Below are 7,881 nucleotides of genomic sequence, written 5' to 3'. Positions count from 1 at the left end.
TGATGTCGGCCTCCTTCACCAACCAGGTGCTCGCCCAGATCGAGCTCTGGACGAAGGGAGAGCAGTACGACAACGCCGTCCACGTCCTGCCCAAGCACCTCGACGAAAAGGTCGCCCGCCTCCACCTGGGCCGCATCGGCGTCAAGCTCACCGAGCTCGCCCCCGACCAGGCCGACTACATCGGCGTCACCCCCCAGGGCCCCTTCAAGCCAGACCACTACAGGTATTGAGGCACCTCACGCCGCCGCCCGGCTGGGCCCGAAGGGCCAGGGGCGGCGGCGTGGCACCCCCGCGCGCCGCTCGGTCAGCATCAGCAGCGCCGGCGTGACGAGCAGCGTCAGCACGGTCGCCACGGCAAGGCCGCCCGCGATGGCGGCCGACAGCTCCGTCCACCACTGGGTCGAGGGGGCGCCGTAGACGATCTGGCGCCCGAAGAAGTCGATCGACAGCCCGATCACCATGGGCATCAGCCCGAGGATCGTGGTGATCGATGTCAGCACCACCGGCCGCAGCCTCTGCGCGCCCGTGCGCAGCGCCGCCTCGCGCGGGCCCTGCCCCTCGGCGCGCAGGGCGTTGTAGGTGTCGATCAGCACGATGTTGTTGTTCACCACGATCCCGGCGAGGGCGATCACCCCGATCCCGCTCATCACCACGGAAAAGGGCCGCCCCGTGACCAGCAGGCCCAGCAGCACGCCCGCCACCGAAAAGACGATGGCCGACATGACCACCAGCGCCTGCCGGAAGCTGTTGAACTGCGTCACCAGCACCGTGAACATCAGCGCGATAGCCGAGGCGAACGCGGCGATCAGGAAATTGGCCGCGTCCTGCTGCTCCTCCGCCTCGCCGCCGAAGGACCATGTGACGCCCGGCGGCAGGTCGGCCTGCGCGAGCGCCGCGCCCAGCGCCTCGATCCGCTCCGACACCAGCACACCCGGCGCGACATCGGCCTCGACGGTGACGACACGGGTGCGGTCGAGCCGGCGGATCGTTCCGGTGCGCGGCACCGGCTCGAACGAGACGAAATTGGAGATCGGCACGAGACCCGCATCGGTCGGCACCCTCAGCGCGCGCAGATCCTCCAGCGTGCGCGCCTCCTCGGGAAAGCGCAGGCGGATATCGACCGTGCCCTCGGCGGTGTCGGGGCGGTAGTCGGCCACGGTGATGCCCTGCGTGAGCAGCTGCACCGCCTGCCCCAGCAGCGCCACGTCGGCCCCGTAGCGGGCGGCCTCGGACCGGTCGAGCGTGATCGACCACTCGATGCCGGGGCGCGAGCGGGTATCGGTGACATCGGTGAAGCCGCCCAGCCGCGCCATCGCCTGCCGGGCGGCTGCCACCGCCTGCGCCTGCGCCTCCGCGTCGTCGGCACGGATCTCGAGCTGCACGGGCTTGCCCGCGACGGGGCCCTGCTGCTGGCTCTGCACCTGCACGTCGATGCCGGGCAGACCGGCCATCTCGGCGCGGATTCCCTCGGCGATGCGGGCGGCGGTCGGCCGCACATCCCAGTCTTCGAGCTCGAGTTGCAGGGTGCCTATCACGTCCTGATCGCCGCCCTGCCCGCCCCCGCCGACGCGGGCATAGACGCTCTCGACCCCCTCGCGCCCGACCAGCCGCCGCTCGACCTCGCTGACGATCGCGTTCTGCTCCCAGATCGAGAAGTCGTCGCGCGCGCGGACGGTCACCTGCATGAACTCGGGCTCGACATCGACGAAGAAGGTGACGCCGACGCCGTATTTTCCGTAGGAGGTGAAGGCCGCGAGCAGCAGGGCCACCGCCAGCAGCAGCGTCGTGAAGGGGCGGCGGATCGAGGCGTCGAGCAGGCGGGCATAGGCGCCGGTGAAGCCGGGCGCGCGGCGCGGATCGCCCGTGTCCGTTTCCGCCAGAACGGCGCGCATCTGCGCGGTCTGCGGCTGCCGGCGGCCGATCATGCCCCCCAGAACGGGGATGAAGATCAGCGCCATGGCGAGCGAGGCGGTGAGCGTCAGGATCACGGTGATCGGAAGGTATTTCATGAACTCGCCCACCGGCCCCTTCCAGAACAGGAGCGGCACGAACACCGACAGCGTCGTCAACGTCGAGGCGATGATCGGCCAGGCCATGCGCTGCGCGGCATGGGCGAAGGCGGCGCGCGGGCTGTCGTCCGCGCCCATGCGCCGGTCGGCGAGCTCTGTCGTGACGATCGCGCCGTCGACAAGCATGCCGACGACGAGGATGAGCGAGAACAGCACGACGATGTTCATCGTGTAGCCCATCAGCCAGAGCGCGGCGACGCCCGACAGGAACGCGCCGGGGATGGCGAGGCCGACCAGCAGCGCCGAGCGCATGCCCAGCGCCCAGACGACGACGATCATCACGAGGATGACGGCGGCGATCACGTTGGCCTCGAGATCGTCGAGCACCGTGCGCACCTGCTCGGCCTGGTCCTGCATCACGTCCACCGCCACGCTTGCCGGCCAGTCGGCCTGCGCCTCGGCGATGGCGGCGCGCACGCGCTCGACCGTCTCGATCACGTTGGCGCCCGCGCGCTTCTTGATCTCGAGCGCGAGCGCCGGCTGCCCGTCGATCCGGGCGAAGCTGTCCGGCGTGACGTAGGTGGGGCGGATCGTGGCGACGTCCTCGAACGTCACCACCGTGCCGCCGCGCACCTTGACGGGCAGTTCCATCAGGTCTTCGACGTCCTCGATCAGGCCGGGCACCTTGAGCACCAGCCGCCCCGCGCCGGTCTCGATGGCGCCGGCGGCGATCAGGCGGTTGTTGCGCGAGACCTGCGTGATGACCTCGCCGAACGAGATGTCGTAGGTCTCGAACACGGTGGGGTCGATCAGCACCTCGAGCAGCTGCTCGCGCGCCCCGCCCACGTCGACCTCGAGCACGCCCTCGACGGCCTCGATCCGCCGCTCCAGATCGTCGGCCAGCGCGTTGAGGGTGCGTTCGGGCACGGGGCCCGAGAGGATCGCCGTGAGGATGGGGAAGAGCGCGACATTGACCTCGTTGACCGAGGGCTCGCGCGCATCCTCGGGCAGGTCGGGCACCGCGCGGTCGACGCCCTCGCGCACCGCGTCGAGCGCGACATCCGGATCGAAGCCCGGCTCGAACTCGAGCGTGACCGAGGCAAAGCCCTCGCCGGCCTGCGCCGACATCTCGTCGAGCCCCTCGACGGTGGCGAGCTCGATCTCGAGCGGGCGCACCAGAAGGCGCTCGGCATCCTCGGGCGCGATGCCCTCCAGCGTCGTGACGACGTAGATGATGGGGATGGGAATGTCGGGCGCGGCCTCTTTCGGGATCTCGCGGTAGGCGATGGCGCCGGCGATCAGAGCGAAGACGAGCACCATCGTCACCACCCGCGTGCGGGAAAACGCGGCGGCGATGATCCCTTTCATTCCGTAACCTGCGGGCTGGCAGCCGGGCTGGCGACCGGGCTGGCGGCACCATCGCGCGCCCGGCCGAGGCCGAGCGCGGCCTCGTCGCGCACGGTGACGCGCTCGCCCTCGCCGACATAGCCCTGCCCCACCGTGACGATGCGAGCACGCTCGGGCAGGCCCGATACCCACACGCCGTCCGACTGGGCGCGCACGATCTCGATCTCGTGGAAATGCACGATGCCCGCGTCGTCGACCGTCTTGACGCCCAGCCGCCCAGCCGCGTCGAGCGAGAGCACGGCGGGCGAGACGAAATGCCCGGCCTCCTCGCCGACGGGCAGGCGCACCGAGGCACTGATGCCCGCGGGAATCCTGCCCTCGTCGTTGGGCACCTCGACCTCCGCCTCGAAGGTGCGGGTGGCCTCGTCGGCCCGCGCGCCCACGAAAACCACCGTGCCCTGCCGCGCGGTGCCGCCGATGAACCTCACCTCGGCCGGCTGCCCCTCCTGCACCGCGCCCACGGCCGTCTGCGGCAGTCGGATGCCCACGCTGAGCGGCGACAGGTCGACGATGCGGGCGGCGGTCGCGCCCGCGCGGACGACCTCGCCCAGTTCGATCTCCAGCTCCTCGACGCGGCCGGCGAAAGGGGCGCGGATGTCGAGATCGTCGATCGCCTCGCGCGCGGCTGCGAGACGGGCCTCGGCGGCAGCGAGCGCGGCGCGAGTCTCGGCCAGCCGGTCGACCGTGCCGGCGCCGCGGTCGAGCAGGGCCTGCGCATTGTCGAAGTCGCGCCGCGCGCGGGCGAGATCGGCCTCGGCCTGCGCCAGCTCGGCCTCGCGCCGCCCGGGCGCGATGCGGGCGATCAGGGCGCCGGCGGCCACCTCCTGCCCGCGCCGCACGGGCAGCTCGGCGATCTCGCCGGTCGCCTCGGCGGTCACCGTGGTCTCGCGGTCGGGCCGGGCCTGCCCCTCGGCGCGCAGGGTGCGGGTGACGCTCTCGGCCACGCTCTCGCGCACGGCGACGGCCACCGGCTCGGCTGTGCCGTCGCCGTCGGGCGCCTCCGCCGCGCCGTCGTCCGGGGGCAGGAGCAGGCCGCTGGCCATCCAGGCCACGATGAGGGCGACGAGCGCCAGTGCCACCCAGCGCGATCCGCCTGCGCCGGGATCGTCCGCATCGTCGAACGGGCGCTCGCCATCGGCGTCGGGCATGCGGGTCTTCTCCTCGGGGCACGGTCGTCGCGCGGCGCACTGTGCGAAGCCGAAGTCCCGCGGGCAAGCCCGTGTTCCGGCGCGCCCGCCCTTTTCCCTGTGCCGCACCGAAGGGGCCACCGCATGCGCACCTTCTCGCGCCAGCGGCAGGCCGAGGCTGTCCCTCAGCGGGCCGCCGCCGCCCGCGCCGGCCCGCGCAGCCGGTCGATCCGGCGCGCGGCGCCGGCGTAGATCGCGCACAGCGCGGGGACGAGCGTCATCTGGATCACGAGGACGAGCAGGATGCCGAAGCCGAGCGACACCGCGGTCGGGATCAGGAACTGCGCCTGCACCGATCGCTCCAGGATGATCGGCGTCAACCCCAGGAAGGTCGTCATCGTCGTCAGCAGAACGGGGCGGAAGCGCGACAGCGTCGCCCGCTCGATCGCCGCGCCCGGCTCCGCGCCCGCCTCCTGCTCGCGCAGCACCATCGTCACGATCAGCAGGGCCGCGTTCACCACCACCCCCGAGAGGCCGATGATGCCGAACATCGACAGAAGCGTCAGGTCGAGCCCCAGCGCCGCGTGGCCGAGGATCGCCCCCACCAGCCCGAACGGGATGACCGACAGCACGATCAGCGGCCGCAGGTAGCTGCCGAAGGCGAGCGAGAGAACGGCATACATCGCCGCCAGCGTCAGCGCGAAGTTGAGCGTGAGCGCCGAGCCGAAGCGACCGGCCTCTTCCTGCTCGCCGCCGGCCTCGACGCGCAGGCCCGGGTAATCCGCCTCCAGGCCGGGGATCACGGTGTCGCGCAGCCATGTCACCTCGGCGCCGCCCGTCGTCACCGACTCGTCGACCTCGGCGCTGACGGTCGTCACCTCGCGCCCGTCCAGGGTCGAGACCGAGATCGGCGCGGGCCGCAGGGCCACGTCGGCCAGAACCGGGAGGGCGATGCGCCCCGCCTCGGTGGGAATGTCGAGGGCATACAGGTCGTCGACGCCATCGCGCTGGTCCTCGGGCAGGCGGAGGCGCACGTCGACCTCCTCGCGCTCGCGGGCGAACTGGTCGATCGTGACGCCGTAGAGCGCGGCGCGCACCTCGCGTGCGACGGGCGCAAGGGGCAGGCCGAGGCTTTCGGCGGTGGGCGAGAGCGTCAGCGCCGCCTCGCGCGCCGCGCTGATCCGGTCGTCGCGGATGTCGCGCACGCCCGCCCGGCCCTCGAGCGCCTCGGTCAGGCGCTCCACCGCCGCCTCGCGCGCCGCCGCGTCGGCCCCCGACACCTCGAGCGCGACCGGTGCGCCGACGCCGACGAGGCTGGCCGAAAAGAGCACCTCGCGCGCCCCCGCGACAGGCAGAACGGCCTGCCGCCATGCTTCCTCGAAGGCGGCGGCGTCGGTCTCGCGCGTGGCCGCATCCTTGAGCTTGGCAGCGATGGTCGCGCGGTTGCCGGCGCGCACCTCGCCGCCCCCGCCGGGCCCCTGCGCGCCGGGGGCGAAGCCGATGGTGATCGCCGTCGCCTCGAGCAGCCCCTGTTCGCCCAGATCGCGTGCCACGTCTCGGGCGGCGGCGGCGATGGCTTCGGCTCGGGCCTGTGTCTCGGCCTCCGACGTGCCCTCGGGCAGAAGCAGGTCGGCGTTGACGAAATTGCCCTCGATCTGCGGGAAGAACACGAACTTGACGATCCCGCCCGACAACAGCCCCGCCGTGGCGATACCGGCGGCCAGGGCACCCGCCAGCGCCAGGGCGGGAAACCGGATCGCGCCCCGCACCACCCGCCGCAGCGGCCCGGAGGTGAACCGCGCGAGCCCGCCGGCCAGCCAGCGCCGGGCAGGCTCGGCCAGCCGCCGGGGCGACAGGCCGCGCGGGGGCTCGGCCGAGACGGCCGAGAGGTGGCGGGGCAGGACGAGGAAGCTCTCCACGAGCGAAAAGGCGAGCACGAAGATCACCACCGCCGCGACCGGCCCGATGAACGAACCCGACGAGCCCGGCAGGAACAGCAGCGGAACGAAGGCGAGCATCGTGGTGACGACCGAGAACAGGATGGGCCGCCAGACCGCGAGCACCCCGGCCTCGGCCGCCGGGCCGCCCGCGCCCTGCCCCTCCTGCAGGGCCGACCACGTGCTCTCGCCGACCACGATCGCGTCGTCAACGACGATGCCGAGCGCGAGGATGAAGCCGAAGAGCGAAAGCTGGTTGATCGTCACGCCGAACGCCTGCATCGGCCCGTAAGCGGCGGCGAAGGCGATGCCGACGCCACCCGCCACCCATGCCGCCACGCGGATGTCGAGGAACAGCATCAGAAGCAGCAGGATCAACCCCGCCCCGATGGCGCCATTCTTGGCCAGCAGGTCGATCCGCCCCTGGAGCTGCGCGCCCGAGTTGCGCCAGACGGTCGCCTCGATCCCCTCGGGCAGGCGCAGGCGCAACTCATCGTCGAGATAGGCCTGCACGCTGTCGACGATGGCGAGCACCTGCTCCTGCCCCGTCCGCTCGACCGAGAGGAACACGGCGGCCTGTCCGTCGATCTCGGCCGACACGGCGTCCTCTGCGCGGGCGGCGCGGATTTCGGCGATCTCGCCCAGCCGCACCTGCGCCCCCTCGGGGCCGGTGAACACGACCAGGTCGCGATAGGCATCGGCATCGCGCGCCTCGCCCGGCGCACGGACCTGCAGCGCGCTTTCGCCGGTGTCGAGCTGCCCGGCGGTCAGGTCGAGCGTGCGGGCCGCGATCCGGTCGCCGAGGCCGACGAGGCCGGTCATGTAGCTCTGCAGGGTGGCGCGCGGCACCTCGATCTCGATCATGTCGGGCGCGGTGCCCGCCAGCGTCACCTGGCTGATGCCGCGGCGATCCGTGAGGTCGCGCCGCACGCGTTCTCCCAGCGCCTTGAGCGCGGTGCGCGTCGTGTCTCCGTGCAGCGCGACCTCGATGGCGACCTCGGTGGGCTCCACCTCGGCGATGCGGGGGTCGCGGGCGCCGTCGGGGAAGGTGGCGATCCGGGCGACGCGGGTCTCGATCTCGTCCTTCACGTCGCGGACGGTGGCGCCGCGCGTCAGCTCTGCCGTCACCGTGCCCACGCCGCGCGTGGCCTGCCCCCGCAGCTCGCGCACGCCCTCGAGGCCGCGCAATTCCTCCTCGATGGGGGTGAGCACGCCGTCGGCCACCTCGGCCGGCGAGGCCCCGGGATAGGCGACGGTGACCTGCACCGCGCCGGTGGCGATCTCGGGAAAGGTGCGCACGGTCAGCGTGGCCGCCGAGGCGAGGCCGACAGCCACAAGCACCAGCGCCAGCAGGTTGGCGGCGACGCGATCACGGCGGAACCACAGGATGAGACGCGCCAT

The 7,881-nt window shown here is 72.5% G+C and carries 4 protein-coding genes; 1 reads left to right on the top strand and 3 read right to left on the bottom strand.

Annotation, left to right across the window (positions count from 1 at the left end; all coding sequences use genetic code 11):
- A partial coding sequence (locus DLJ49_RS06930) for an adenosylhomocysteinase (RefSeq protein ID WP_199533316.1) occupies positions 1–230 on the top strand: 230 nt, incomplete at its 5' end.
- 6 nt (positions 231–236) lie between these two features.
- Here the strand turns inward: DLJ49_RS06930 and DLJ49_RS06925 are convergent.
- The 3 genes from DLJ49_RS06925 to DLJ49_RS06915 form a co-directional block, all read right to left on the bottom strand.
- Complete coding sequence (locus DLJ49_RS06925; protein WP_115392797.1) at positions 237–3,377, bottom strand: efflux RND transporter permease subunit; 3,141 nt, start codon at positions 3,375–3,377, stop codon at positions 237–239.
- On the bottom strand, positions 3,374–4,564 hold the full coding sequence (locus tag DLJ49_RS06920) for an efflux RND transporter periplasmic adaptor subunit (RefSeq protein WP_115392796.1): 1,191 nt from the start codon (positions 4,562–4,564) through the stop codon (positions 3,374–3,376). The genes DLJ49_RS06925 and DLJ49_RS06920 overlap by 4 nt, the downstream gene beginning before the upstream one ends.
- 164 nt (positions 4,565–4,728) lie before the next feature.
- Positions 4,729–7,881, bottom strand: a complete 3,153-nt coding sequence (locus DLJ49_RS06915; RefSeq protein ID WP_115392795.1) for an efflux RND transporter permease subunit — start codon at positions 7,879–7,881, stop codon at positions 4,729–4,731.

The organism is Rhodovulum sp. 12E13 (assembly GCF_003340565.1).
In the GTDB taxonomy this organism is placed as follows: domain Bacteria; phylum Pseudomonadota; class Alphaproteobacteria; order Rhodobacterales; family Rhodobacteraceae; genus HLUCCA09.
Note: the sequence above shows the minus strand (reverse complement) of the source record. Positions and strands in the feature narration are given on the sequence as shown.